The organism is Burkholderia sp. SJZ089 (genome assembly GCF_007828315.1).
Lineage (GTDB): Bacteria > Pseudomonadota > Gammaproteobacteria > Burkholderiales > Burkholderiaceae > Burkholderia > Burkholderia gladioli.
This window is the reverse complement of the sequence record NZ_VIUM01000028.1, coordinates 47405-70860: the sequence shown is the minus strand read 5'-3', so window position 1 is coordinate 70860 and position 23456 is coordinate 47405. Positions and strand designations below refer to the sequence as shown.

General features: G+C 69.3%; 20 protein-coding genes. 1 reads left to right on the top strand and 19 read right to left on the bottom strand.

Translation table 11 applies throughout. From position 1 onward, the window contains the following. Nucleotides 1-106: 106 nt before the first annotated feature. Nucleotides 107-910 carry a transporter substrate-binding domain-containing protein gene (locus FB600_RS34095; RefSeq protein WP_145758071.1) on the bottom strand — a complete coding sequence of 268 codons (804 nt, stop codon included), beginning with the start codon at nucleotides 908-910 and terminating at the stop codon, nucleotides 107-109. Nucleotides 911-1075: 165 nt separating this feature from the next. Beyond that, on the bottom strand, nucleotides 1076-1780 hold the full coding sequence (locus FB600_RS34090) for a GntR family transcriptional regulator (RefSeq protein WP_145758070.1): 705 nt from the start codon (nucleotides 1778-1780) through the stop codon (nucleotides 1076-1078). A gap of 201 nt (nucleotides 1781-1981) precedes the next feature. Between FB600_RS34090 and FB600_RS34085 the strand changes: the two genes are divergently transcribed. Then, the gene (locus FB600_RS34085; RefSeq protein ID WP_096751477.1) at nucleotides 1982-3394 is read left to right on the top strand and encodes an MFS transporter; all 1413 of its coding nucleotides are present in this window, start codon (nucleotides 1982-1984) and stop codon (nucleotides 3392-3394) included. A gap of 83 nt (nucleotides 3395-3477) precedes the next feature. Here FB600_RS34085 and FB600_RS34080 read toward each other — a convergent pair whose 3' ends face one another. The 17 genes from FB600_RS34080 to FB600_RS34000 form a co-directional block, all read right to left on the bottom strand. After that, nucleotides 3478-5112: a tannase/feruloyl esterase family alpha/beta hydrolase gene (locus FB600_RS34080; RefSeq protein ID WP_098183195.1), complete on the bottom strand. Its 1635-nt coding sequence runs from the start codon at nucleotides 5110-5112 to the stop codon at nucleotides 3478-3480. 232 nt (nucleotides 5113-5344) lie between these two features. Then, on the bottom strand, nucleotides 5345-6391 hold the full coding sequence (locus FB600_RS34075) for an SDR family oxidoreductase (protein WP_145758069.1): 1047 nt from the start codon (nucleotides 6389-6391) through the stop codon (nucleotides 5345-5347). A gap of 282 nt (nucleotides 6392-6673) precedes the next feature. Continuing rightward, the gene (locus tag FB600_RS34070) at nucleotides 6674-7600 is read right to left on the bottom strand and encodes a bile acid:sodium symporter family protein (protein ID WP_036055767.1); all 927 of its coding nucleotides are present in this window, start codon (nucleotides 7598-7600) and stop codon (nucleotides 6674-6676) included. A 347-nt stretch (nucleotides 7601-7947) separates the two neighbouring features. Beyond that, nucleotides 7948-8979, bottom strand: coding sequence for a glycine betaine/L-proline ABC transporter substrate-binding protein ProX (proX, locus tag FB600_RS34065; RefSeq protein ID WP_145758068.1), 1032 nt, complete (start codon nucleotides 8977-8979; stop codon nucleotides 7948-7950). Between the two features lie 94 nt (nucleotides 8980-9073). Continuing rightward, nucleotides 9074-9601, bottom strand: a complete 528-nt coding sequence (locus FB600_RS34060; RefSeq protein ID WP_098183198.1) for an Lrp/AsnC family transcriptional regulator — start codon at nucleotides 9599-9601, stop codon at nucleotides 9074-9076. A gap of 138 nt (nucleotides 9602-9739) precedes the next feature. Beyond that, nucleotides 9740-11134: an aspartate aminotransferase family protein gene (locus FB600_RS34055; protein ID WP_145758067.1), complete on the bottom strand. Its 1395-nt coding sequence runs from the start codon at nucleotides 11132-11134 to the stop codon at nucleotides 9740-9742. 22 nt (nucleotides 11135-11156) lie between these two features. Further along, nucleotides 11157-12635, bottom strand: a complete 1479-nt coding sequence (locus FB600_RS34050; protein ID WP_145758066.1) for an NAD-dependent succinate-semialdehyde dehydrogenase — start codon at nucleotides 12633-12635, stop codon at nucleotides 11157-11159. Between the two features lie 148 nt (nucleotides 12636-12783). Further along, nucleotides 12784-13173 (bottom strand): carboxymuconolactone decarboxylase family protein, encoded by a 390-nt coding sequence (locus FB600_RS34045; RefSeq protein WP_105827649.1) that lies wholly within the window; start codon nucleotides 13171-13173, stop codon nucleotides 12784-12786. 68 nt (nucleotides 13174-13241) lie between these two features. Beyond that, entirely contained in the window at nucleotides 13242-14270 is a 1029-nt protein-coding gene (gene proX, locus FB600_RS34040; protein WP_036055763.1) for a glycine betaine/L-proline ABC transporter substrate-binding protein ProX, read from the bottom strand. A 129-nt stretch (nucleotides 14271-14399) separates the two neighbouring features. Next, complete coding sequence (locus FB600_RS34035) at nucleotides 14400-15353, bottom strand: ABC transporter permease (protein ID WP_145758065.1); 954 nt, start codon at nucleotides 15351-15353, stop codon at nucleotides 14400-14402. Beyond that, on the bottom strand, nucleotides 15346-16533 hold the full coding sequence (locus FB600_RS34030) for a glycine betaine/L-proline ABC transporter ATP-binding protein (protein ID WP_145758064.1): 1188 nt from the start codon (nucleotides 16531-16533) through the stop codon (nucleotides 15346-15348). The genes FB600_RS34035 and FB600_RS34030 overlap by 8 nt, the downstream gene beginning before the upstream one ends. 5 nt (nucleotides 16534-16538) lie before the next feature. Further along, complete coding sequence (locus FB600_RS34025; protein ID WP_046578215.1) at nucleotides 16539-16907, bottom strand: NIPSNAP family protein; 369 nt, start codon at nucleotides 16905-16907, stop codon at nucleotides 16539-16541. Further along, entirely contained in the window at nucleotides 16904-17746 is an 843-nt protein-coding gene (locus FB600_RS34020; protein ID WP_096751486.1) for an alpha/beta fold hydrolase, read from the bottom strand. The genes FB600_RS34025 and FB600_RS34020 overlap by 4 nt, the downstream gene beginning before the upstream one ends. 3 nt (nucleotides 17747-17749) lie before the next feature. Further along, nucleotides 17750-18826 carry an LLM class flavin-dependent oxidoreductase gene (locus FB600_RS34015; protein ID WP_025097121.1) on the bottom strand — a complete coding sequence of 359 codons (1077 nt, stop codon included), beginning with the start codon at nucleotides 18824-18826 and terminating at the stop codon, nucleotides 17750-17752. A 31-nt stretch (nucleotides 18827-18857) separates the two neighbouring features. Further along, entirely contained in the window at nucleotides 18858-20369 is a 1512-nt protein-coding gene (locus FB600_RS34010) for an aldehyde dehydrogenase (RefSeq protein WP_098152849.1), read from the bottom strand. A 28-nt stretch (nucleotides 20370-20397) separates the two neighbouring features. Next, nucleotides 20398-21381 carry a flavin reductase gene (locus tag FB600_RS34005; protein ID WP_098153215.1) on the bottom strand — a complete coding sequence of 328 codons (984 nt, stop codon included), beginning with the start codon at nucleotides 21379-21381 and terminating at the stop codon, nucleotides 20398-20400. 209 nt (nucleotides 21382-21590) lie between these two features. Then, a complete protein-coding gene (locus tag FB600_RS34000; protein WP_098152851.1) occupies nucleotides 21591-23405 on the bottom strand; it encodes a helix-turn-helix domain-containing protein in 1815 nt (604 codons plus the stop codon). Nucleotides 23406-23456 lie beyond the last annotated feature (51 nt).

Genomic DNA, 23456 nt, shown 5'->3' with positions numbered 1-23456 from the left:
CAGGAGAGTGGAGACGCGCCAGTATAAGGAGTCGATCGAGTTCGTGACGGCACGGGCCGAACGAACGTCGCCGCGCTTCCGGCGGCGGGACGACGCTTCGTGCCGATCAGTTCGCCGCCGGCACCGAGGTATCGACGCCGAACCACTGCATCGAGATCTTCCTGAGCGTGCCGTCCTGCTTCATGGCGCTGATGGCGTCGTCGAGCGCCTTGGCGAACTTCGGGTTGCCCTTGCGGAACGGAATGCCCATCTCCTGGCCGCCGCCGGGCACCACGGCGCCGGCGCGCAAGGGCAACTGGGTGGTCTTGAGCAGGTACGGCACCATCAGGCGGTCGTCGAGCGTGGCGTCGATGCGGCGGTTGACCAGGTCGCTCAGCTTCTCCGGCGCGCCGGGATAGGTCTGCGCGTTGATGCCGGGCACCGCGCGCGCCATCGCGTCGTAGTTGGTGCCGAGCGTCACGCCAAGCTTCTTGTCGCCCTTGAATTCCGCCAGGCTGCCGAACCGCCGGTCGTCGTTGGCGCGCTGGATCAGCTGGGCCGCCGAATAGACATAGGGCTGGCTGAAGTCGAGCGCCTGCTTGCGCGGCGGGGTGATGGTCACCTCGTTGACGATCACGTCGTACTTGCCGGCCTGCAGGCCGGCGAGGATGCCGCTCCATTCGGTGGCGATGAACTCGGGCTTCACGCCCAGGCGGGCCGCCACCGCCTTGGCGACGTCGACGTCGAAACCGACCAGCTTGCCGCTGGCGTCGCGCGAATCGAACGGGGGATAGGTGCCTTCCATGGCGATCTTGAGCACCCCCGCCTGCTTGACCGTGTCGAGGAGGTCGGCGGCCCGGGCCGCGCCGGCCGCCACGCCGAACCACGCCGCGAGGCATGCGAGCTTGAACATCGGCTTCGAAACCTTCATTGCTTGTCTCCCTGACGAAAAGCGGAATATTTTTGGACAGGACCGGCGCACGTCGGAACAGAACCGGTTGTCATGTTCCGCAGCGCATCGGTCAGCGACACGCTTAATCGAATCGACAGGAAAAAGGCTTCCCGATGAATCGAATCGGCGAATGCATGGATGCGCTCAACTCGCGTCGCCCTGCCCGCCCTGGTACGCCGGCCAGGCCGACTCGATCGCGCGCAGCGCACCCAGCACGATCGAGCGGTTCAGCGCGGCCGCCAGCACGCCGTCGCGTTCGGCATAGGCCTCGCAAAGCCGCTGGTGATCGGCGCACGAGCGCTGCATGCGCCCCGGCAGCGAGGTGCTCAGGTGGCGCAGGCGGTTGGTGCGCATGCGCATCGAATCGAGCACCTGCTTCACCACGCCATTGCCGCTGATGCGCAGCTCCTCGTCGCGAAACGCGACGTTGGCCCAGAAGTAGCCATCCACATCGCCCTTCGCCGCCACCTCGGCCAGCCGCTCGGCGGCGCGCCGCAGCGTGGCGATGTCCGCCTCGTCGGCGCGCTCGGCGATCGCCATCGACACCTGCCCGTACAACAGCGCGCGCAGCTCGTAGATCTCGCGGATCTCCTTCAACTGCATGGTCGCCACGCGCGGGCGGCGCCGCGGCGGCCAGTCCACCAGGCCCTCGCGCACCAGCGCGAACAGCGCCTCGCGCACCGGCGTGCGGCTCACGCCGAAGCGCCGCGCCAGGTCCACCGAATTGAGGTCGTGGCCGGGCGCGAGCCGCCCCTCGATGATGCCGCGCGCCACCCAGTCGACGATCTCCGCCACCGGCGTGGTTTCCTTGTCTTCGTCAGGCAGGCTGGTGCCTTCGTCCAGATCCATCGGGCAGTCCTCGAGGGCGCAAAAAAGGTCCGCGATTGTAGCAAACCCGGTTTGGCGGCTTGCGGCTTGGCTCATGCCAATTCCGTTAAGTGTATACACTAATCAGGAATTACTGCGAATTCTTTCGGTTAACTGGCATCATCTCCAAAAAAATGTCGACACTCAATCGAGACGTCGGTATCACTTCATTCAGGAGACGCCATGTACATGGAACAGGAGATCGCCGGCTCCGCGCGCCAGCGCGAGGCGAGCGTCTCGGCGCGGCTGGACCGCCTGCCGCCGACCCGCTACTTCCGCGGGCTGGTCGCGCGCATCGCGATCGGCGGCTGGTTCGAGTTCTACGAGATGTTCATGGCCGCCTACATCTCGCTCGGGCTGATCAAGGGCGGCATGTACCACGCCACCACCGAGGGCATCTTCGACGTCAACGGCTTCGCCAGCTTCCTCGGTTCCTTCTTCGCCGGCATGTTCGTCGGCACGGTCGCGCTGGGCGGCTTCACCGATCGCTTCGGGCGACGCGCCGTGTTCACCGGCGCGATGCTGCTCTACTCGGTCGCCACCTTCGCGGCCGCGTTCCAGGTCTCGCCCGAGGCGATGGATGCCTGGCGCTTCGTGGCGGGCCTGGGCATCGGCGTGCAGCTGATCACGGTCGACACCTATATCTCCGAGCTCACGCCGAACCACGCGCGCGGCAAGTACATGGCCTTCAGCATCCTGGTGATCCTGAGCTCGGTGCCGACGGTCGCCCTGCTGTCCTACGTGCTGGTGCCGCATACGATCCTCGGGCTGGACGGCTGGCGCTGGGTGATGATCATCGGCTCGGCGGGCGCGCTGCTGATCTGGCTGATCCGTCGCGACCTGCCGGAATCGCCGCGCTGGCTCGAGTCCAGGCAGCGCGTGGCCGAGGCGCGCGCGATCGTCGAGCGGATCGAGAGCCGGGTGGTGGCGGAAACCGGCCAGCCGCTCGCGGCGCCGAAGCGGGACGCCGCCGCGCCCGAGCAAGGCCAGGGATCCTGGTCGGAGATCTGGCGACGGCCCTACCTGGGCCGTACCCTGATGCTGTCGCTGTTCAACTTCTGCCAGACCTTCGGCGTGTACGGCTTCGGCGCCTGGGTGCCGGTGCTGCTGTATTCGAAGGGCATCACCATCACGCATTCGCTGCTCTACACGATGGTGATCGCGATCACCACGCCGCTGGGCGCGATCGGGGCGATGGCCTGTGCGGAGCGCATCGAGCGCAAGTGGCAACTGGCGGCCTGCGCGGCGGTGGTGGCGGTGGCCGGCGTGATGTTCGGGATGGTGCGCGAACCGGCGCTGATACTGCTGTTCGGCAGCGCGGTGACGATCGCCAACAACTGGCTGATCGGCATCTTCCACACCTACCAGGCGGAGCTGTACCCGACCCGCATCCGCGCGCGGGCGGTGGGCTTCGTGTTCAGCTGGAGCCGGCTCAGCTCGATCTTCGTCGGCTTCTGGGTGGCGGCGCTGCTCAAGCACTATGGCGTGCCGGCCGTGTTCGTGCTGATTTCCTCGGCCATGCTGGTGATCGTGGTGGCGGTCGGCGCGTTCGGCCCGCGCAGCAACGGGATTCGGCTGGAGGAGCTGTCGCGCTGAGCGGCGCCGCCAAGGCGGCCCTCGATCCCGTGGATGACGAGCGGGACCGCCGCTTCACGGACCGTGCGACGACGCCGGCGCGCTCACTGCAGGCGCGGCCCCGCCACGCACTGATAGCTGGCCGCCGCGTTTCGATCTCCCGCGCCGCGATACCGCGGGTAAGCCGGATAAACGCACACGGGCCGTTCGAACGCGACGCCCGAGGCCGGGTTGTCGTCGACGTACTTGGTCGCGATGAAACCGTCCGGCGCGACGCCGCCCTCCACCCACGCGCGCAAGCCGGCCACCACGTCGCGGCTCGCATCGCCGCGCAGCGGCGGCACCGCCCCGCCGATCGTGTTGGCGCCGGGGCCGCCGCCGCAATGATCCATGCCCGGCACCATCACCACGCGGAAGAACGGCGTGGTCGCATCGATCCCGCCCCGCCGTGCCGCGACCTGCTCGAAATACTCGATCGGCAAGGTCTGTGCATTGAGCGAATCGACCCAGCCCTGGGTCATGATCAGCTTGCCGCCGCGCGCGGCGAACGCGGACAGGTCGGGGTTCGTCGAATTGATTTTCGGCGTGAGCATCGCGTCCACGCGCGCCGCGTCCTGGCCGAAATCGAAGCGGGTCCAGTCCCAGTTCGGATCGCCGAACACGGTATTGGCCAGCAGCGGCTGCGCGTAAGCGCCGATCAGCGCGCCCTGGATCGAGGCCCAGTGCCGCTCGCTGCCGAACGCGAAGCCCGGGTAGATCTCGCTGCCGTCGACGGTATTGCGCACCGGCGAGTAGAGACGCTGCGCCTGCCGGACCTGCGCGGCGCTCAGGCAGCGCGCCGGATCCTGGCCGGCCGCGCATTGCAGGCGCGTGACGTCGAAGCTGCAGGCGAGCGGATTGGCGAGGAAGCCGTCCCCGGCGGCCTGGCTGCCGCCGCACTGGTTCAGCACGGCATCGTTGAGCAGCGCCATCGCGGCCGGCGTGAGCGTCGCCTCGGGCTGCGTGCTCGGCAGCAGCCCGCCCCACAGGAAACTCTCCATCAGATGGCTGTAGCCCATGCCGGGCGAGCCCGCATGAATGCCGTCGTAGTCGTCGGGATAGAACTCGGCCTCGGCCATCGCCTCGTTGCCGCCGGTCGAGCAGCCTTCGAAATAGGCGTGCTGCGCGCCCTGCCCGTAGAAGGCGTGGACGATCGCCTTGGCCGAGACCGTCATCAGGTGCACCGAGGTCCGTCCCCAGTCGCGCAGTTGCACGGGATCGACCGCCCAGCCGAGCACCTGCCCGATCGCGCCCGAGGCGCCGCCGAGATGGCCCGTGTCGGTATTCGCCGCCGCGTAGCCGTTCGCGATCGCGGACATCAGGCCGCCATAGACGATCGCGCCGCCGAATCCGCCCGAGCCCGTGCCGAGCAGGCGCCCGTTCCAGTTCGAGGCCGGCAGCCAGACCTCGATGCCGACGTGCTCGCCCGGCTCGCTGCCGACCGTGGCCACGACACGGCAGAACGCGGCGGCGGCCTTGCCCGCGCTGCCGGTGATCGGCTGCAGGTCGGCGCCCGCCGCGACGAACTGCGTTTGCTGCACGGTGGTATCGGTGAAGCGCGTGGCGGCCAGGTTCGCGCAGCCTTGCGCGTCGGGGGAAGTGGCGACGTCGTCGCTCGAACAGCCGCCCGCGGCCAGGATCATCGCGGCGAGCACGAATGCGAGCCGGATCGTTCGCGATGCGAAATATTGGAATGTCATCCCTCGTCTCCAGATTGGACTTGTGATCTGTCAGGCGACCATCACGGGAGACGACGCGGCGCCGGCCGCGTGGAAGAGAAATGCATCGGCGCACCGCGCTCGCTGCCCCTGTCTGACGAGAAGCAAGCCTAGAGGCGATGCGCCGATCCAACAATTGAAATGATTTTATTGCAGCGATTACGGATGGTGATGCTTGGCTCGCACGATTGCCGCCGCACAGGCGGCTTCGCCCTCAGCCCGAGGTGGTCGAATCGCGCAGCAACCCGAGCCGCACCAGGCTCTCGGCGGTCGCGACGATCGCCTCCTCGCGCGAGCGCGGCGCCCAGCCCAGCAGGCGCCGGGCCTTGTCGGCGCTGGCGTTCATGTCGACGCCGAGCTGCGGCAACAGGATCCGCATCGAGGGATTGGCGAGCGCGATCAGGCGCATCAGCCAGTTCGGCAGCACGCGGGTCGGCACCCGGCGCGCATCCGCCCCCATGCGATCGCGCAGGACGCGGGCGAGCTCGGCCATCCACATGCTTTCGCCGGCGATCGCCAGGAAGCGCTCGCCCTTGGCGGCGGGATGCGTCATGGCGAGCAGGTGCAGGTCCGCCAGATCGCGCACGTCGACATAACCCGAGTTGATCCTCGGGCATCCCGGCTGGCCGTTCATCAGGCTCGTGACGATGCGGATCGAATGCGAGTAGTCGGGGCCCAGCACCGGGCCGAGCACGGCGGTGGGGTTGACGGCCGCGAGTTCGAGCCCGCCCCCTTGCCTGGCGATGAAATCCCAGGCGGCGCGTTCCGCGAGCGTCTTCGACTTCTGGTACGGCGCGATGGGGCTGGACAGGTCGCTCCAGTCGGCCTCGGTGAAGGGACGGGGATGATCCGGCGCGTGCCCGACGCCGACCGCGCCGAACGCGGAGGTCAGCACCACGCGCGCGACGCCGGCCTCGCGCGCGGCACGCAGCACACGCAGATTGCCGTCCACGGCGGGCCGGATCCACGCCGCTTCGTCGACCTGGTCGCCCGACGGGGTCGGCGAGGCGCCGTGCAGCACGTAGCGGCAGCCGGCGGCGGCCTCGGCCCAGCCGCGGTCGTCGCCCAGGTCAGCGGCCACGAAGGCGAGGCGCTCGCCCGGCTCGGCGCCGCCGGTCCTGAGATTGGCCCGCACCTCGGCTTCCCGCCCGGGCGAGCGAACCGTGGTCCGCACTCGATAGCCGCATCTGAGCAGCGCCAGGATGCAGTGCTGGGCGATGAAGCCGGTGCCGCCCGTAACCAGTACCCATTCGTTGTTCATGTCGATTTCCTGAAGGCCGCCCGGCGGCCGATGGTCGTCGCGGCCCGGGCGGTGCCTCGGGCTGGGACAAGGAAACGCGAGATTACGGATGAGTTGCCGAGCCGGGAATGCTCGAACGTGCGCTTTACTTGCGCGATCGGACGGGAAACCGCGCCGGTGTGGTCAGGCGCGTTCGCGAATGGGCCGGGAGATGACGATGATTAAACGGATCGCGGCGGCGCCACCGGCAGGCATCGCGCCGCCGCGATCCGGGGCGACGCCGATACAGCCGGCGTCGCGCGCTCAATCGCGCGTCGCGCCCCTGGCCGGACGTCCGGCCCAGTAGCCGGCCAGCAGCGAGCCCGACAGGTTGTGCCATACCGAGAACAGCGCGCCGGGCAGCGCGGCGATCGGTGTGAAATACAGTTTGCCCAGCGTCGCGGCCAGGCCCGAGTTCTGCATGCCGACCTCGATCGCCAGCGTGCGGCACACGGCTTCGTCGAAGCCGAGCAGGCGCCCGCCCCAGTAGCCGCCGAGCAGGCCGATCGCGTTGTGCAGCACCACGCCGACCATCACGACCAGGCCCACCGAGGCGATGCTGTTGCGCGTGCCGGCCACCACCGCGGCGATGATCAGCAGGATCGAGACCATCGACACCAGCGGCAGGTAAGGCTCGATCGCGTTCACCGCGCGGCGCAGCAGGTGGTTGACGATCAGCCCGACCACGATCGGCAGCGCGACGATCTGCAGGATGCTCATCAGCATGCCGTGCACGTCCACGGCGATCGAGGCGTCGACGTACAGGCGCGTGAGCAGCGGCGTGGCGAATACGCCGACCAGGGTCGACAGCGCGCTGATCGTGACCGACAGCGCGACGTCGCCGCGCGCGAGGTAGATCATCACGTTCGACGCGGTACCGCTCGCCACGCTGCCGACCAGCACCATGCCGGCGGTCAGGTCGGGCGGCATGCGCAGCAGCCTGGCGAGCGCCCAGGCGGCCAGCGGCATCACCAGGTAGTGCAGCACGATGCCGGCGATCACCGGCGCGGGGCGCGTGAAGACGCGCCGGAAATCGGCGAGCGACAAGGTCACGCCCATCGACAGCATGATCAGCGTGAGCAGCGCGGTGACGTGCGGCGCGACGGGCGAGAAGGAAGCCGGCGAGAAATAGGCGGCGAGCGAGATCAGCACGGCCCACAGGGGGAAGAGTCGGGTAACCCGGGCAAGCATGAGGCGAATCCTTGGTCGGTCTTGTGTTGGAGGCGAATGGCGGTGCCGCCCCGGATGCAGCGGGCGCAATCGGCCCGGGCGAGCCTGGCCGGCATCTCGATCGATGCGCGAGGCGCGGAGCCGATGGCGGGTTCGCCGCCGATCGGCCGGATGCCGGCCCGGGTGGGGAGCGGCACGCGTCCGGGAGAAGCACGAAACCGGCGATTCTACTCCGCGAGCGCTCTCCATCCCTTCCGGTGCCGGCGCCCTGCCACGGCCAAGCTCGGGGCCCGGCGCCGACCGCCCTGCAAGACCGGCCCGGATCTCGCCGCCGCGGCCGCCCTCGCAAGATCAAGACCCAATCGTCCTCAACGCCCCTTGCTCGCCGCCGCCACCCACTGATCGAAAGTCGCCTTGTTCGCGGCGATCCACTGGTCCGCCAGCGTCGTGACGATCGCCGACGATCCATGCGCCTGGCTGATCGCCAGCTCCCAGTTCGACCAGGTCGACGAGGGAAAATGGATCTGCTCGACCAGCGCGCGCACCGGCGCATTCGCGGCGATGAAGCCCTTGTTGGCCACCGCGCTGTAGTTCCACGAGGCCATTGCCATCCGGCACGGATTCGCCCCGCCCGCGCAGCCCGGCACGTCCTTCACCAGCGCCGAGCCCGCGTTCGGCACGTTCGGCGGCAGCGCGTCGGCCGGCGTGGGCAGCCACACCACGTCCTTGCCCGGCACCAGCTCGCTGGTGGTCCAGGACGGGCTCCAGGCATAGAAGAAGGCCGGCTCGCCGCCCTTGATGCGCGATACCACGTCGGCCATCAGCGCCTCGTACTTGCCGGTGACCGGCTTGACGGTCTGCCGGAGCCCGAACTTGTCGAGCTGGTAGTTCACCACCTCGCCGCAACTCCAGCCGGGGTCGCAGCTGATCAGTTGCGCCTTGCCGTCGTTGCCGAACAGCGCGGCGATCTTAGGGTCCTTCATCTGCTCGAGGCTGGTGATGTTGTGCGCGAGCGCCGTCTTGCGGTCGATCAGGTAGCCGTTGATGCCGCCGCCGTCGATCTGCCCGCGGCCCACCTGCACGGCGCGATCCTGCACCGCGCGGAAATCCGGGTCGCTCTGCGGGAAGTTGACGTCGGTTTCCAGGTCGACGTCGCCCTGCGCGACGGCCTGGAAGAACAGCACGGTGCCCATGGTCTTGAGCTTGACCTCGTAGCCCATCGCCTTGAGCGCCTTGATGGTGATCTGCACCGACACGTAGTTGGCGCCGAGGCCGTCGGTCTGCGCATAGTTGATGGTCTTGCCGGCGCCCGGCAGCTCGGCGGCGGATGCCGTCGCGCCGCCGGTAGCGAACATCGCGGCGCACGCCAGGGCGGCCAGCGCCGGTTTCAGTCTGTTCATGATCGATCTCCATGCCTGTCTGGATAGGGTGTGCTGCATGCCGGCACGCCAGGCGCGCCGGTCTGTTCTTGTATTCCACTTGCCGCCAACCGCCTCAGCGGGCCGACAGGTTCGCGTCGGACGCCCAGGACGGCAAACCATCCACCTTGGTCTTGACCACCTTCGTCACCACGTAGGTGAAGTACCGCTCGATGCCGAGTTGCGCGCCGAGCAGGCCGTCGATGAACTGCTGGTAATGCTCGATGTCGCGCGACAGCACCTGCATGACATAGTCCACGCCGCCGCCGGTGGCCAGGCACTCGACGATCTCCGGCGCCGCCGCGACCCGCTCCTCGAAGCGCCGCATGTCCTGCGCGGTGTGCCGCGCGAGCATCACCTCCACCACCACGCGGCTGCCGGTGAACGCGCCGGCCCAATCCACTTCCGCGCGATAGCCGCGGATCAGCCCTTGCGCCTCCAGGCGCTTGACGCGCTCCCAGGCCGGCGAGATCGACAGGTTTACCTCCTGCGCGAGCCGCGATTTGGTGATGCGCCCCTCGGTCGAGAGGATCCGCAGGATCGCGATGTCGTAACGATCGAGCTTGATCCGCCCCGCCCCGGCGCCTGCCTGTTCAGCCTTCATGGTCTCCCCCTATCCTCGACTGGATGACCTACCTTAGGGGATGCCAAAAAGCCGTGCTTCCTCCGAATCGAGGAAGGCGGGCCGCGGTGCTCCGTCGTTCACTAGCAGCGCCGCCCGGCTCTCGTGCGTTCCGCGGGTTTAGCTGGCGCCGGCCGCGACGCGATCCGCAACCTGGTCGACCGCCTGCCTCACCCGCGCGACGATCTCGTCGGCCTCGGCGCGCGTCATCACCAGCGGCGGCGCGAAACCGAGGATGTCGCCGTGCGGCATGGCGCGTGCGATCACGCCGCGTTCGAGCGCGGCCGCCGACACCTGCGCGCCGATCTTCAAGGCCGGATCGAAGGGCAGGCGCGCGTCCTTGTCGGCCATGAATTCGAGCGCGGCCAGCATGCCCACGCTGCGCACCTCGCCCACCAGCGGATGCGCGCCGAACTGCTCGCGCAGGCGCTCGCCGAAATAGGCGCCGACCTCGGCCGCGTTACCGGCCAGGTTCTCGCGCTCCAGGATGTCGAGGTTGGCCAGCGCGGCCGCCGCGCAGACGGGATGCCCCGAATAGGTCCAGCCGTGCCCCATCGGGCCATGCTCGCGCGAGCCGCGCGCGATCACCTCCCACACGCGCTCGCCGACGATCACGCCCGACAGCGGCGCATAGGCGCTGGTCAGCCCCTTGGCGACGGTCACCAGGTCCGGCTCGATGCCGTAATGCTGGGCGCCCATCCTCGAACCGAGCCGGCCGAAGCCGCAGACCACCTCGTCGGAGATCAGCAGGATGTCGTGGCGGCGCAGCACCTGCTGGATGGCGTCCCAGTAGCCGGCCGGCGGCGCGATGATGCCGCCGGTGCCCATCACCGGCTCGGCGATGAGGGCCGCGATCGTATCCGCCCCCTCGCGCGCGATCAGCTTCTCCAGTTCCTCGACGCAATACGCGACGAATTGCGGCTCGCTCATGCCGGCCGGCGCCTTGCGATACCAATGCGGGCAGATCGTATGCCTGACGCGATCGATCGGCAGGTCGAAATGCTGGTGGAAGCTCGGCAGGCCGGTGAGGCTGCCGGTCACGATGCCCGAGCCGTGATAACCGCGCTCGCGCGAGATGATCTTCTTCTTGTTCGGCCGCCCCAGCACGTTGTTGTAGTACCAGACGATCTTGACCTGGGTTTCGTTGGCATCCGAGCCGGACATGCCGTAATAGACCTTCTTCATGCCGGCCGGCGACCAATCGATGATGCGCGACGAGAGCGCGATGATCGCGTCGGAGGAATGGCCGACATAGGTGTGGTAATAGGCCAGTTCCTTCGCCTGGGCATGCATCGCGTCGGCCACCTCGGTACGCCCGTAGCCGATGTTCACGCAATAGAGCCCGGCGAACGCGTCGATATACTCGCGCCCCTGGTGGTCCTCGATGCGAATGCCCTTGCCGCCGCGAATGATCTTGCCCGGCAGGGCGCCGCAAGCATGGTCGTAGGCATGGGTCGACGGGTGCATGAAATGTTCGCGGTCCTGGTCGAACAGCGTGTCGAGCGGCTGAGTCATGGAATCTCCTGTCGGGCTTGCGTCAGGCCATCGGCGTCACGGGCAGGCCGAGATCGCCGAGGCAGAAGTACTTGGTTTCGGTGAACGGCTCGAAGCCCTCGCTGCCGCCCTCGCGGCCGAGCCCCGAAGCCTTCATGCCGCCGAACGGCACCGGCGCGCCGGTGAAGCTAGAACCGTTCACCGAGATCATCGCGAAATCGAGCCGGCGCACCAGCTGGAAGATCAGGTCGGCGCGCGTCGCGCACACGTAGGCGGCCAGGCCGTATTCGGTATCGTTGGCCGCCGCGACCACCTCGTCCAAGGTGTCGAAGACGCTGACGGCCGAGATCGGCGCGAAGTTCTCCTCGTCGACCACGCGCATGCCGGGCCGCGCGTCGGCGATCACGGTGGGCTCGAAGAACCAGCCGCCCAGCGCATGCGCGCCGCCGCCGGCCAGGATGCGCGCGCCCTGCTCGCGCGCATCGGCCACGCGCGCGGCGGTGGCATCGAAGGCGGCCTGGTGCATCAGCGGCCCGATCCGCACGTCCGGCTCGAACGCCGGGCCCACCTTCAGGTCCCGTACGGCGGCGGCATAACGTTCGAGGAAGGCCTCGTAGAGCGGCCGCGCCACGTAGATGCGGTTGGCGGCGCAACAGTCCTGGCCGGAGGTCTGGAACTTCGCCTCGACCGCCACGGCCACGGCCCGTTCGAGGTCGGCGCAGGCGGTGACGACGAAGGGCGCGTTGCCGCCCAGCTCCAGCGCCACCTTCTTGATGCCGGCCCCGGCGACGGCCTGCATCACCAGCTTGCCGACACGCGTCGAGCCGGTGAAGCTGACCGCGCGCACGCGCGTATCGGCCACCAGCGTCTCCATCGCCATCTGCGGCTCGCCGAGCACCACATTGAACACGCCGGGCGGCAAGCCCGCTTCCTCGGCGAAGTGGGCCAGCGCGAGCGCGGAGAACGGCGTCTCGTGCGCGGGCTTGACGACCACGCTGCAGCCGATCGCCATCGCCGCGGCGGCCTTGCGGGTGATCATCGCCATCGGGAAGTTCCAGGGCGTGATGAGCGCGGCCACGCCGACCGGCTCGGCGATCGTGCCCAGTTGGGCGCCGTCGATATGGGAGGCGATGGTGCGCCCTGCCGGGCGCCTGGCCTCGTTGGCGAACCACTCGATGAAGCTCGCGCCGTAGCGCAGCTCGCCCCGGGCCTGCGCCAGGGGCTTGCCCTGTTCGAGCGACAGCAGGGCCGCGAGATCGTCGAGATGGCGCAGCAGCAGCGCGTGCCAGCGCAGCAGCAAGGCGCTGCGCCGCGCCTGGGGCACCCAGCGCCAGCTTTCGTGGGCGCGTTGCGCGGCATCCACCGCCGCCACGATCTGCGCCCGATCGAGCATCGGCACCTGGCCGATCACCGATCGGTCGGCGGGATTGCGCACCTCGAGCGTCGCGCCGCTGTCGCTCGCGAGCCAGCGGCCGTCGACATGGCACAACGAGCGGATCGGGACGGGATGTCCGGTAAGCATGGCATCGACTCCAGAAGGAACGGTATGGCCATTACTATGTCCCGGCGGGCTGCCCGAAACTTTTGGTTCCGGGGCGCCCGGCTTGCGGTTTTTTCTGCTTGTCGGGCGGCGCGCGGAAAGAACCGGAACCCACGCCGCCCTGCCCGGTTCAGCCCAGCGCGCCCTCGCTCAGCAGCACCTCGTGCGCGGCCTTGAAGGCACCGAGGCCGTGAGGAATCCCGGAATACGCCGTCGCGTGCAGCAAGGCCGCCTTGATCTCCTCGACGCTCACGCCGTTGTTCAAGGCACCCTTCACATGCAGCTTGAGCTCGTTGGTATGGCCGGCCACGGTCAGCAGCGCGATCTGCATCAGGCTGCGGGTGCGGCGGTCCAGGGTGTCGTCGCCCCAGGCCCATCCCCAGGCCCAGGCCGTGGTCGCACGCTGGAACGCCATCATGAAATCGTCGGCCTTCGCCATCGAGGCATCCACATACTCGGCACCCAGCACCTCGCGGCGGATCGGCAGGCCCTTGCGGAACAGCGCGTCGTCTTCGTTCATCTCCATTCTCCTTTCGTCGGGCGAAAAAAAAGCGCACGGCTCGCCGTGCGCCCGGTCGAGGCCATGCCTTACTTCGCCTGGCTGGCCACCGTGATCCATTGATCGAGCTGCGCCTTGTTGCCGGCCATCCAGTCGCCGGCGAGCTGCGTGATCAGCGCCTGGCTGCCGCCTTTCCTGCTGATCGCGTATTCCCAGGCGGACCAGGTGGTCGAGGGGAACTTGATCTGCTCGATCAGCGAGCGGATCGCCGGATTGGCCGCGATGAAGCCGCGGTTGCCCACGGCGCCCCAGTTCCAGGACGCCATCGCCATCCGGCAGGGGTCCGCGTCGCCGGCGCAGCCCTTCACGCCGCTCACCAGCGGCGAGCCGCTGTTGGGCATGTTGGGCGGCAGGGCCGCTTCCGGCGTCGGCAGCCACACCACGTCCTTGCCCGGCACCAGGCTGCTGACGGTCCAGGACGGGCTCCAGGCATAGAAGAAGGCCGGCTTGCCCTGCTTGATGCGCGCCACCGTGTCGACCATCAGCGCCTCGTACTTGCCGCGCACCGCGCGCACCGTGTCCTGCAGGCCGAACTTCCTGAGCTGGAAGTCGACCACGTCGCCGCAGCTCCAGCCCGGATCGCAGCTGATCAGCTGCGCCTTGCCGTCCGAGCCGAACAGCGCGGCCAGCTTCGGGTCCTTGAGCTGGGCGAGATTGGTGATCTTGTAGGCGTCGGCGGTCTTCTTGTCGATCAGGTAGCCGTTGATGCCGCCGCCCACGATCATGCCGGTGCCGACGATCTGCGCGTCCTTCTGCACCGCGCGAAACGCCAGCTCGCGCTGCGGGAAGTTCACGTCGGTGGCGAGGTCCTCGTCGCCCTGCGCCACCGCCTGGAAGAACAAGGTGGTGTTCATGGTGGTCAGCTTGACCTCGTAGCCGAGCCGCTTCATGGCCGCCATCACGATCTGGGTGGCGACGTAGTTGCCGCCGAAACTGTCGCCCTGCGAATACTGGATCGTCCTGCCCTTGCCGGGCATGTCCTGCGCGAACGCCGGCACGCCTGCCATCATCACCGCCGCGAGCGCTGCCGCGCCGCATGCTGCCGCCAACCTCTTCATCGAGCTACTCCTGCGTGTGGATACGATCGTCCATGGACGATGCTTGCTGGGAATCGATCCGGCGCCATGCCGGCGACCGGGAACACGGCGCGGCCGCCCCGTGCGGCCGCGCGCTTGCGCTGCATGACTTCAGAGCGCCTGCTTGGGATCGCTGCGCTCGGGCAGGGCCGGCGCCGCGGCCTCGCCGCGCCCGCCGCCGCGTACCAGACGCGCCAGCACCGAGCGCAGCGAACCGCCCGCGCCGGGCTGCGAACGCGCGAGCTTCTGCGTTACGCGGTCGAGCATCATGGCCAGCAGCACGATCGCCACGCCGCCGATCGCGGCCTGCCCCACGTCGAGCCGGCCCAGGCCCTGCAGCACCACCAGGCCGAGCCCCTCGGCGCCGATCATCGAGATCACCACCGACATCACCATCGCGGTCAGCACGGTCTGGTTCAGGCCGCCGAGGATAGTCGGCACGGCCAGCGGCAACTGCACCTCCCAGAGCAACTGGCGGCGGTCCGCGCCGAACGCGAGGCCGGCCTCGACCAGCTCGTGGTCGACCATGCGGATGCCGAGGTGGGTGAAGCGGATCAGCGGCGGCATCGCGGCCGTCACCACCGCCACCTCGCCCGACACGGTGCCCACCCCGAACAGCATCACCACCGGCACCAGGTAGACGAAGGTGGGCGTGGTCTGCATGATGTCGAGGATCGGCTGCACCACGCGCCAGACCCGCTCGCTGCGCGCGCAGGCGATGCCGACCGGAATCCCGATCACCGCGCAGAAGGCGATCGCGGTGACGATCAGCGCGAGCGTGGTCATCGCGTCCGACCAGACGCCGAGCACCGCGATGGCCAGCAGCCCGAGCAGGGTGAAGGCGCCGATCGCGCGGCCCGCGAAGCGCCAGACCAGCAGCGCGCAGACCAGGCAGAACAGCGGGAACGGCACCGCGTGCAGGGCGTCGATATTGGCCTCGAGCAGCTTCTGGATCGGCCACTTGACGGCCAGGAACAGCGGACGCAGGTGCAGCGCGATCCACTGCACGGCGGCCTGGATCCACTGCGCGATCGGGAATACCGCCAGATCGTCGGCTTTAAGCATGATGAGCTCCGTTGACGCTGCCCGCGCCGATGCGTGCGAGGACCTGCCCCGCTTCCAGCCGGCCGACCAGCCGGCCCGATTCGTCGAGTACGCCGAGCGCGCGCGCCGTGCCGAAATGGCCGGCCACGTCGATCAGGCGCGCATGGCCCGGCACGCAGGCGAATGCGCCGTCCAGCGGCGGCAGCGCGGCGCCGTCGCGCAAGGCCTGCAGTTGCGTGTCGCCCACCGCGCCGAGCATGCCCAGCACGCGCGCCTCGCCGTCCACCACGAAGGCCGGCCCCGGCCCCGCGCAGCCGAGCACGGTCCAGCCCTCGCCGCGCACCAGCGGCGCCAGCGGCGTCATCGAGGCTTCGGCGTTGAACAGGCGCGAACGATCGACCTCGCGCGTGAAGGCGGCCACGTAGTCGCTGCCGGGCGCGGTCACGATCGACTGCGGCGTGCCCTCGCGCACCAGCTTGCCCTCCGACATGATGGCGATGCGCGTGCCCAGCTTCAGCGCCTCCTGGAAGTCGTGCGTGATGAACAGGATGGTCTTGTTGAGGCTGCGCTGCAGGCGCAGCAGCTCGTCCTGCATCTCGGTGCGAATCAGCGGATCGAGCGCGCTGAAGGCCTCGTCCATGATCAGGACGTCGGCGTCGGTGGCCAGCGCGCGCGCCAGGCCCACCCGCTGGCGCATCCCGCCGCTCAGCTCGTGCGGCATCTTGCTGGCCCAGCGCGCCAGGCCCACCACCTCCAGCACCTGCTCGGCGCGCTTGCGGCGCGTCGTGCCGTCCACGCCGCGCAGCTTCAGGCCGAACTCGACGTTCTCGATCACGCGCCGGTTCGGCAGCAGGGCGAAATGCTGGAACACCATCGAGATGCGCTTGCGGCGCACCTCGCGCAGCTCGCGCTCGCCCAGCGCGCAGAGGTCGACGTCGTCGAGCAGGATGCGCCCGGCGCTGGGCTCGTTGAGCCGGTTCACGCAGCGCGCCAGGGTCGACTTGCCGGAGCCGGACAGGCCCATGATCATGTACATCGCGCCGGCCGGCACGCTCAGCGACACGTCGTCGAGGCCCACCACCTGGCCGGTGTCGCGCAGCACGTCGGCCTTGCTGGCGCCCTGGCGCAGCATGCCGAGCGCGCGCTCGGGGCGATCGGAGAACACCTTGTACAGATGCTCGATTTTCAGGCGTTCAGTCATCAAGCTCACTCCTTCGGTGGAACGGGCCGGGCACCCGGCTCGGCCTGCCCGGTCGGCAGTTGTTGCAGCGGCGAAAACGCGGTCGGCACCAGGATCCGGTTCTCGGCCTGCTCGATCAGCTCGGACAGGCGCGGGACGAAGGCCTGCCAGCGCGGGTCGGCGGCGAGCCGCTGGCGGCGCAGGCGGCGGTCCTCCAGGTCGGCATAGCCCCACCAGTGCACCACCTGGGACAGGCAGCCGATCTCGGTGGTGAAATACCCGAGCAGGTTGCCCAGCGCCGGCTGCTGCATCGGCAGCGCCTCCTCGGCGACCAGCTTCAGGAAGCGTCCCATCGCGCCGTTGCGGATCCGGTAGATGCGCTCCTCGACGATCATCGGGCCGCCTCCCCGCTGTCAATCAGGAACGCCCGCATCAGCGCGGCCACCTGCTCGGGCGCCTCGTTGAGCAGCGAGTGGCGCAGATTAGGCAGGATCGCCAGCCGCGAATCCGGAATCCGTTCATGCATGTAGCGTGCCATCCGCGGGTTCGAGCCGGCGTCGTGCTCGCCGGTCGCGATCAGGGTCGGCATCGCGATCTGGTCGATCAGGCCGCCGAAATCGGTCTGCGCCAGCACCCGGTAGGCCGCCGCGTAGCAGTCCGGATCGTTCCGCGCGTTGCGCCGGCGCAGTTCGTCCACCAGCGCCGGGTGCCGCGCCTGGAAATCCTCGCTCAGCCAGCGCGACAGCGAGGCGTCGTAATGCGCGCCGCGCTCGCCCGCCTGCAGGGCGGCCAGCCGCTCGGCCACGCGCGCGCGCTCCTCGGCGGTGCGCCCGGCCACGGTGGCCAGCAGCACCAGCCGGCGCAGCCGCGCCGGATGCGTGAGCGCGAGCCGCTGCGCGATCAGCCCGCCCAGCGAGAAGCCGGCCAGGTCGAAGCGGGCGAAGCCGGCGTGATCGGCCAGTGCCAGCACGTCGCCGACGAAATCGTCGATCTCGTAGCGCCCCTTCACGCGCTCGGAGCGGCCGTGGCCGCGCAGGTCGAAGCTGAGCACGCGAAAGCCGCCGCCCAGCGCGTTGATGGCGCCCTGCCAGGCCTCGAGATAGGAGCCCACGCCGTGGATGCAGACCAGCTCGCGCGGCCCCTCGCCCTGCAGGCGATAGGCCAGGCGCACGCCGTCGACGTCCAGGCTGCCCTCGATCGCGTCGGGCGGCGCCTCGGGAAGTGCGTCGCGCATGGCTCAGGCCCCCGCCGCCGCGGCCTGGCGCTCGCGCTCGCGCGCGGCGAAGTGCGGCATGATCTCGTCGATGAACAGGCGCAGCGTCTTCATCTGCAGCTCGAAGGGCAGGTTGAAGGACAGGCCCAGGCAATACTGGTCGACCCCCTCGTCCTCGTAGATCTGCAGCTTGCGGATCACCTCGTCGGGGGTGCCGAACATCAGGTTGTCGCGCACCGCGGCGGGATCGTAGTTGGCGCGGTTGGCGACGGTCTCGAAGGGCACGGCCTCCGGGAAGCCGTTGTGCACGGTGCCGATGTTCTGCATCAGGTTCTCGAAGTAGCGGCCGTAGTCGACGCTGTGGCGCACCGCGGTCTGCCAGTCCTCCTCGCGATCGTAGACGCAGGTGCGCCGCTGCATCATGAAGCGCGGGCGCGGATGCTCGGGATGGTCGGCCACCGCCTTGCGGAACTTCGCGCCGAGCACGGCCACCTCGGAAGGCGGCGCCGACAGCGGCGTGGACAGGATGTTGGCGCCGATGCCGACCGCCCAGTCGAAGCTGCCGGGGTCGCGCGTGGCCACCCAGATCGGCGGATGCGGCTGCTGCAGCGGCTTGGGCACCGAGGTGGCGAGCGGGAAGCGCCAGTAATGGCCGTCGTGCTCGTAGTCGCCTTCCCACAGGCGCTTGACGGCCGGCACCAGCTCCTTCATGTAGGCCACGCCTTCCTGCTGGGGAATGCCGCCGGCCATCCGGTCGAACTCGTACTGGTAGGCGCCGCGCGCGATGCCGAACTCGAGCCGGCCGTTGCTCAGGTGATCGCACATGGCGGCCTCGCCGGCCAGCCGGATCGGCGACCAGTAAGGCGCCACCAGGGTGGCGGTGCCCAGCCGGATGCGCTCGGTGTGCTGGGCCAGCCAGGTCAGTACCGTGAACGGGTTCGGCGAGATGGTGCATTCGATGGTGTGATGCTCGGCGGTCCACAGCGTCTCGAAGCCGCCTTCGTCGGCCACGCGCGCCAGCGCCAGCAGCCGGTCGCGCGCCTCGGTCATCGACGCCTCGGGGGAGAACCGCTCCATGCTCAGTGATACGGCGAATTTCATAGATGCCTCGTGTCGGATGGAAACGCGCGTTTCAACGCAGACGAATGACGAACGGGTCCTGCATCGCGCCCGAGTAGTCGAGCACCACGTTCTTGAGCCGCGAGAACTCGCGCATCACCTCGAAGCCGCCGCGCCGGCCGTAGCCGCTGTGCTTGAGGCCGCCGTTCGAGGACATGTAGGCGGCCGAGCGGTAGGTGTTGATCCAGACCGTGCCGGCGTCGATGTCGCGCGCGAAGCGCATCGCGCGGTCGATGTCGCGGGTCCAGATGCCGGAGGCCAGGCCGTATTCGGTGTCGTTGGCCAGCGCCATCAGCTCGGCCTCGTCGTGGAACGGCACCACGCCCACCACCGGCCCGAAGATCTCCTCCTGCATGAAGCGCATCGAATTGGTGGCCTGGGTCATCACGGTCGGCTCGAAGTACCAGCCCTCGGCCAGCGCGCCCGTGTTCGGGCGGCGCCCGCCGGCGGCGATGCACGCGCCCTCCTCCACACCCGAGGCCACGTAGCGCTGCACCTTGTCGAGCTGGGTGGCCAGCGCGAGCGGCCCGATATCGGTGTCCTCGTGCATCGGATGGCCCACGCGCACGCGCCGGGTGCGCTCCACCAGGGCCTCGACGAAGCGCTCGTAGACGGAGGCCTCGACGAAGCAGCGCGAGCCGGCCACGCAGGTCTGGCCCGCCGCGGCGAAGATGCCCGACACCACGCCGTTGACGGCGCGCTCGATCTCCACGTCGCCGAACACCACGTGGGGGGACTTGCCGCCCAGCTCCATCTGGCATGGCACCAGGTTCTGCGCGGCATTGCCGGCGATCTTGCGGCCCGTCACGGTGCTGCCGGTGAACACGTACTTGGCGACGCCGGGATGGCGCGTGAGCGCCTCGCCGGTGGTGGCGCCGTCGCCGGTCACCACGTTGAACACGCCGGGCGGGATGCCGGCCTCGATGGCCAGCTCGGCCAGCGCCAGCGAGGAGGCGGTGGCGTGCTCGGAAGGCTTGACCACCACCGTGTTGCCGATCGCCAGGCACGGCGCGAGCGTGCCGGTCAGCATCATCAGCGGCGAATTCCACGGGATGATCATGCCGACCACGCCGATCGGCTCGCGCAGGTTGAAGTTCAGCATGTCGAGCTTGTTGACGGGGATCGTATCGCCCTGCAGCTTGTCCGCCATGCCGGCGAAATACAGATAGGAATCCGGAATGGCACGCATCTGCGCGCGCATCTCCTTGAGCAGCTTGCCGTTGTCGCGGCATTCGAGCAGGGCCAGCGCGTCGGCGTTCTCGAGCACCAGCTCGCCCAGGCGGCGCACCAGCTTGCCGCGCTCGGTCTGGGTCATGCGCCGCCAGGCGGGGTTCTTCAACGCGGCCTGGGCGGAACGCACGGCCGCGTCGACGTCGGCCGCGTTCGACTGCGCGAACTCGTACCAGGGCGTGGAGGTGGTGGGGTCGTAGCTAGGGGCGTAGCTGCCGCTGGCCGGCTCGACGAAACGGCCGTCGATGAAATTGCCGATGCGGGCATGCTGCAGGGTTTCGACTGTGGTCTTCATGAAATGTCCTTGGTCATCCAGCCTGGGTTCAGGACTGCACGTGATGGCGCCACGGCTGCGCGGCGCCAACCGTCGCGACGCGGCCGCCGTCGTGCGAGCCCATGTAGATCGAATAGCTGCCGCCGCCGGCCGTCTCGCGCACGAAACGGCGCAGCATCGCGCGCATCTCGACCGAGGCGATTTCGTCATAGGGAAGCGCGTCCGGGGCGAAGAAGCGGAATTCCGGCGGCAGCGCCAGCGCGCCGCGCGGCTCGGCCAGGCGGGCCCGGTAGATCAGGTAGCCGGAATCGTCGCCGTCGGTGTCGTAGACGGAATAGAGGAAGGTGTCGTCGGGCACCAGCGCCAGCGAGCCGCCGCCCGCCACCGGCAGGCGGGCGTCCACCAGCCGGCGCGGCGCGGTGGGCAGCACCCAGCCGCCCTTGCCGTCGGCCACCAGCAGCACCTCGCCCTGCGCCTCGATCAGGTAGCCGACGATCATGTCGGTGGACGACAGCCAGCCCGGCGGCAGCGGGTCCTTGACCTGCGCGTAGCGGCCGCGGCAGAAGCCCAGCGGCGCCGCGGGGCTGGTGCCGAAGGCCTGCACGCGGCCGATCAGGATCAGGTGGTCGCCGGCCTCGACGCGGTCGTGCATCGAGCAGTCGAACCAGGTCAGGCAGTCGGTCAGCACCGGCGCGCCGGTATGCACCACGTCGTGGTTGATCGCGGCGAACTTGTCGGCCGCCTTCGAGGCGAACAGGTTGGAGACGTCCACCTGGCTGTCGCTCAGCAGGTTCACCGCGAACTTGTCGGCGGCGGCGAAGGCCGGGTAGCTCGACGCGCCCGCGCCGACGCAGACCAGCAGCAGCGGCGGATCGAGCGAGACCGAGGCGAAGGAGTTGGCCGTCATGCCGCGCGGGCGGCCCTCGGCGTCGAGGGTGGTGAGCACCGTCACGCCGGTGACGAAGGTGCCGAAGGCACGGCGCAGCGCCTTCGGGTCGATGGGGGTTCGGTTATCGGATACTGCCGCTTGCATGGCCATTCACCTCGTACATCGTTGTCCTGAGGTGAATGTAGGTGGCTGAAATCGGGCTGGCTTCCTGCGGATCGAAGGAGAACCGGGGGAACCTCACCTGCTGTTCGTCGGACCGGGAAAACCACTAGTGGAGACTTCGCGGGCGAACTCGTGACGGAGCCCGCGACGCGCGCGGGCCCCGCCGGCTGGCGCTGGCGAGGGCGTCCCGCCTAGTGCGCGCCGTGCGCCGCCGCGGCCACCGGCGGGCTGCCGCCCTCCAGCAGGTTGTGCAGTTGCAGCGCGAGCTCGATCGCGAAGCGCCGCTCGGGCGTCTCGACGTCGATGCCGAACAGGTCCGAGATGCGCGACAGCCGGTAACGCAGCGTGGTCACGTGCAGGCCCATCGCGTCGGCGCATGCCTGGCTGCGGCAGCCGTGACGGATGTAGATCGCCAGCGTGTCGAGGTAGGAGGCGCGATGGCTGGCGTCGTATTCGACGATCGGCCCGATGGTGCCGGTGATGAAGGCGCGCACGTCGGGCGAATCGGCCGCGCCCATCAGCATCGGCAGCGGCCCGAGGTCGGGCACGCTCAGCGCGCCGGTCTTGCCGAACGAGCGCGCCACGCGGATCATCCGCCAGCAGCGGTCCCATTCGTTGGCCAGCTCGGTCAGGCCCGCCACGCGGTCGCTGGCCACCAGGGTGGGCTCGCCGCCGAACAGCGGGCTCAGTGCCGCGCACAGCTGGCGCGCGAAGGCGTTGATGCTGGCCAGCGGCCGCTGGCCGTCGTCGGGCAGCAGGCAGACCAGGCCGCCGCCGACCGTCACCGGATGCGCGGCCAGCTTGTGCTGCGCCGCGATCAGGCCTGCGGTGCGATGGCATTCGGCCGAGCGGTCCAGCGCCGGGCCCTCGCGGCGCGGATAGTCGACCACCAGCAGGCGCATCGGCGCGCCCAGCGCGATGCCGAGCCGGCGCGAGCGCTCGACGATGTCCTGCTCGTCGCGCCAGCGCCGCTCGACGATCTCGAAGAACAGCTCGGTCAGGGTGCGCGTCTCGGCGCGAAAGCGGATCACGCTGCGCATCAGCTGCACGCTCATCGCGAACTTCGCGCTCTCGATCGCGAGCGCCTGCAGGTCGCCCTCGGCGCGCCCGCCGAAGCTCAGCAGCGCACCCACCGTGTCGCCGTCCACCGCCAGGGGCTCCACGTCGGCCGTGAGCGGCACCCCGCCCGGCAGCGCGAAGCGCACCCGCCGCAAGGCATGGCGCGCGATCGCTTCGCGCGCGGTCTCGCGCATCTGACGGCCGGTCTCGCCGTCGAGCAGGGCGCGCCAGGCGGCGCCGTCGAGCCCCTCGACGGGTGGGCGCGAGGCCAGCAGCTCGCCGCCGTAGAAGTCGATCACCAGCACCGGCGAGTCGAGCAGGTCGGCCAGCATGCCGGTCAGCGTGTCCATCGAGCCGCCCACCAGCACCTCCTGCAACATCGCGCCCTGCACCGAGAGCACGCGTCGCAGTTGCTCGGCGGCGGCCTGCTGGGCGCGCTGGCGATGGGCGCGCTCGATCGCGATCGCGCCGAGGTGCACCACCAGCTCCATGAAGGCCAGGTGCTCGGGCGCCACGTCCACCACCTTGCGCGCCGACACCACCAGCACCATCGGCCGCCCCTCGGCATCGCAGCTCGCCATCGGCAGCACCAGCACGGTGCGGTAGCCGCGCTCGGGCGCCTCGCGCCGGTAGCCGAGGAATTCGGTGGTCTCCAGCGCATCGCGGATGTAGACCGGCTCGTTGCGCTGCAGCGCGACCAGCGCGGGGCTGGTGGCCAGCTCCCAGCGGTCGGCCAGCGCGCGCTTGAGCAGGGTCGGGTCGCGCCGCGCGATCACCAGCGCGTAACCGTGCGCGATATCCACGCTCATGATCGAGCCGAGATCCCAGGAGCCGTGATGGCAGGCCAGCTCGATCAGGCTGTGCAGCAGCGTGTCGACGTCGGCATCCGCATTGATTCGGCTGGCGACGTCGCGCAGGGACGACATGAGCGACAACGTATCCGGCATCGAGAGCTCCTGTTGGGCGTGGCTGACTATACGACTTATCGCAGTGTCAAA

Bases quoted from the DNA above. Each gene is read 5' to 3' on its own strand.
- FB600_RS34030 (WP_145758064.1), bottom strand. From the start codon at position 16,533: ATGACTGAACGCCTGAAAATCGAGCATCTGTACAAGGTGTTCTCCGAT.
- FB600_RS34050 (WP_145758066.1), bottom strand. From the start codon at position 12,635: ATGCTTACCGGACATCCCGTCCCGATCCGCTCGTTGTGCCATGTCGAC.
- FB600_RS34045 (WP_105827649.1), bottom strand. From the start codon at position 13,173: ATGAACGAAGACGACGCGCTGTTCCGCAAGGGCCTGCCGATCCGCCGC.
- FB600_RS34035 (WP_145758065.1), bottom strand. From the start codon at position 15,353: ATGCTTAAAGCCGACGATCTGGCGGTATTCCCGATCGCGCAGTGGATC.
- FB600_RS34060 (WP_098183198.1), bottom strand. From the start codon at position 9,601: ATGAAGGCTGAACAGGCAGGCGCCGGGGCGGGGCGGATCAAGCTCGAT.
- proX (WP_036055763.1), bottom strand. From the start codon at position 14,270: ATGAAGAGGTTGGCGGCAGCATGCGGCGCGGCAGCGCTCGCGGCGGTG.
- FB600_RS34005 (WP_098153215.1), bottom strand. From the start codon at position 21,381: ATGCAAGCGGCAGTATCCGATAACCGAACCCCCATCGACCCGAAGGCG.
- FB600_RS34075 (WP_145758069.1), bottom strand. From the start codon at position 6,391: ATGAACAACGAATGGGTACTGGTTACGGGCGGCACCGGCTTCATCGCC.
- FB600_RS34020 (WP_096751486.1), bottom strand. From the start codon at position 17,746: ATGCGCGACGCACTTCCCGAGGCGCCGCCCGACGCGATCGAGGGCAGC.
- FB600_RS34055 (WP_145758067.1), bottom strand. From the start codon at position 11,134: ATGACTCAGCCGCTCGACACGCTGTTCGACCAGGACCGCGAACATTTC.
- FB600_RS34095 (WP_145758071.1), bottom strand. From the start codon at position 910: ATGAAGGTTTCGAAGCCGATGTTCAAGCTCGCATGCCTCGCGGCGTGG.
- FB600_RS34080 (WP_098183195.1), bottom strand. From the start codon at position 5,112: ATGACATTCCAATATTTCGCATCGCGAACGATCCGGCTCGCATTCGTG.
- FB600_RS34000 (WP_098152851.1), bottom strand. From the start codon at position 23,405: ATGCCGGATACGTTGTCGCTCATGTCGTCCCTGCGCGACGTCGCCAGC.
- FB600_RS34010 (WP_098152849.1), bottom strand. From the start codon at position 20,369: ATGAAGACCACAGTCGAAACCCTGCAGCATGCCCGCATCGGCAATTTC.
- FB600_RS34070 (WP_036055767.1), bottom strand. From the start codon at position 7,600: ATGCTTGCCCGGGTTACCCGACTCTTCCCCCTGTGGGCCGTGCTGATC.
- FB600_RS34085 (WP_096751477.1), top strand. From the start codon at position 1,982: ATGTACATGGAACAGGAGATCGCCGGCTCCGCGCGCCAGCGCGAGGCG.
- FB600_RS34090 (WP_145758070.1), bottom strand. From the start codon at position 1,780: ATGGATCTGGACGAAGGCACCAGCCTGCCTGACGAAGACAAGGAAACC.
- FB600_RS34015 (WP_025097121.1), bottom strand. From the start codon at position 18,826: ATGAAATTCGCCGTATCACTGAGCATGGAGCGGTTCTCCCCCGAGGCG.
- FB600_RS34025 (WP_046578215.1), bottom strand. From the start codon at position 16,907: ATGATCGTCGAGGAGCGCATCTACCGGATCCGCAACGGCGCGATGGGA.
- proX (WP_145758068.1), bottom strand. From the start codon at position 8,979: ATGAACAGACTGAAACCGGCGCTGGCCGCCCTGGCGTGCGCCGCGATG.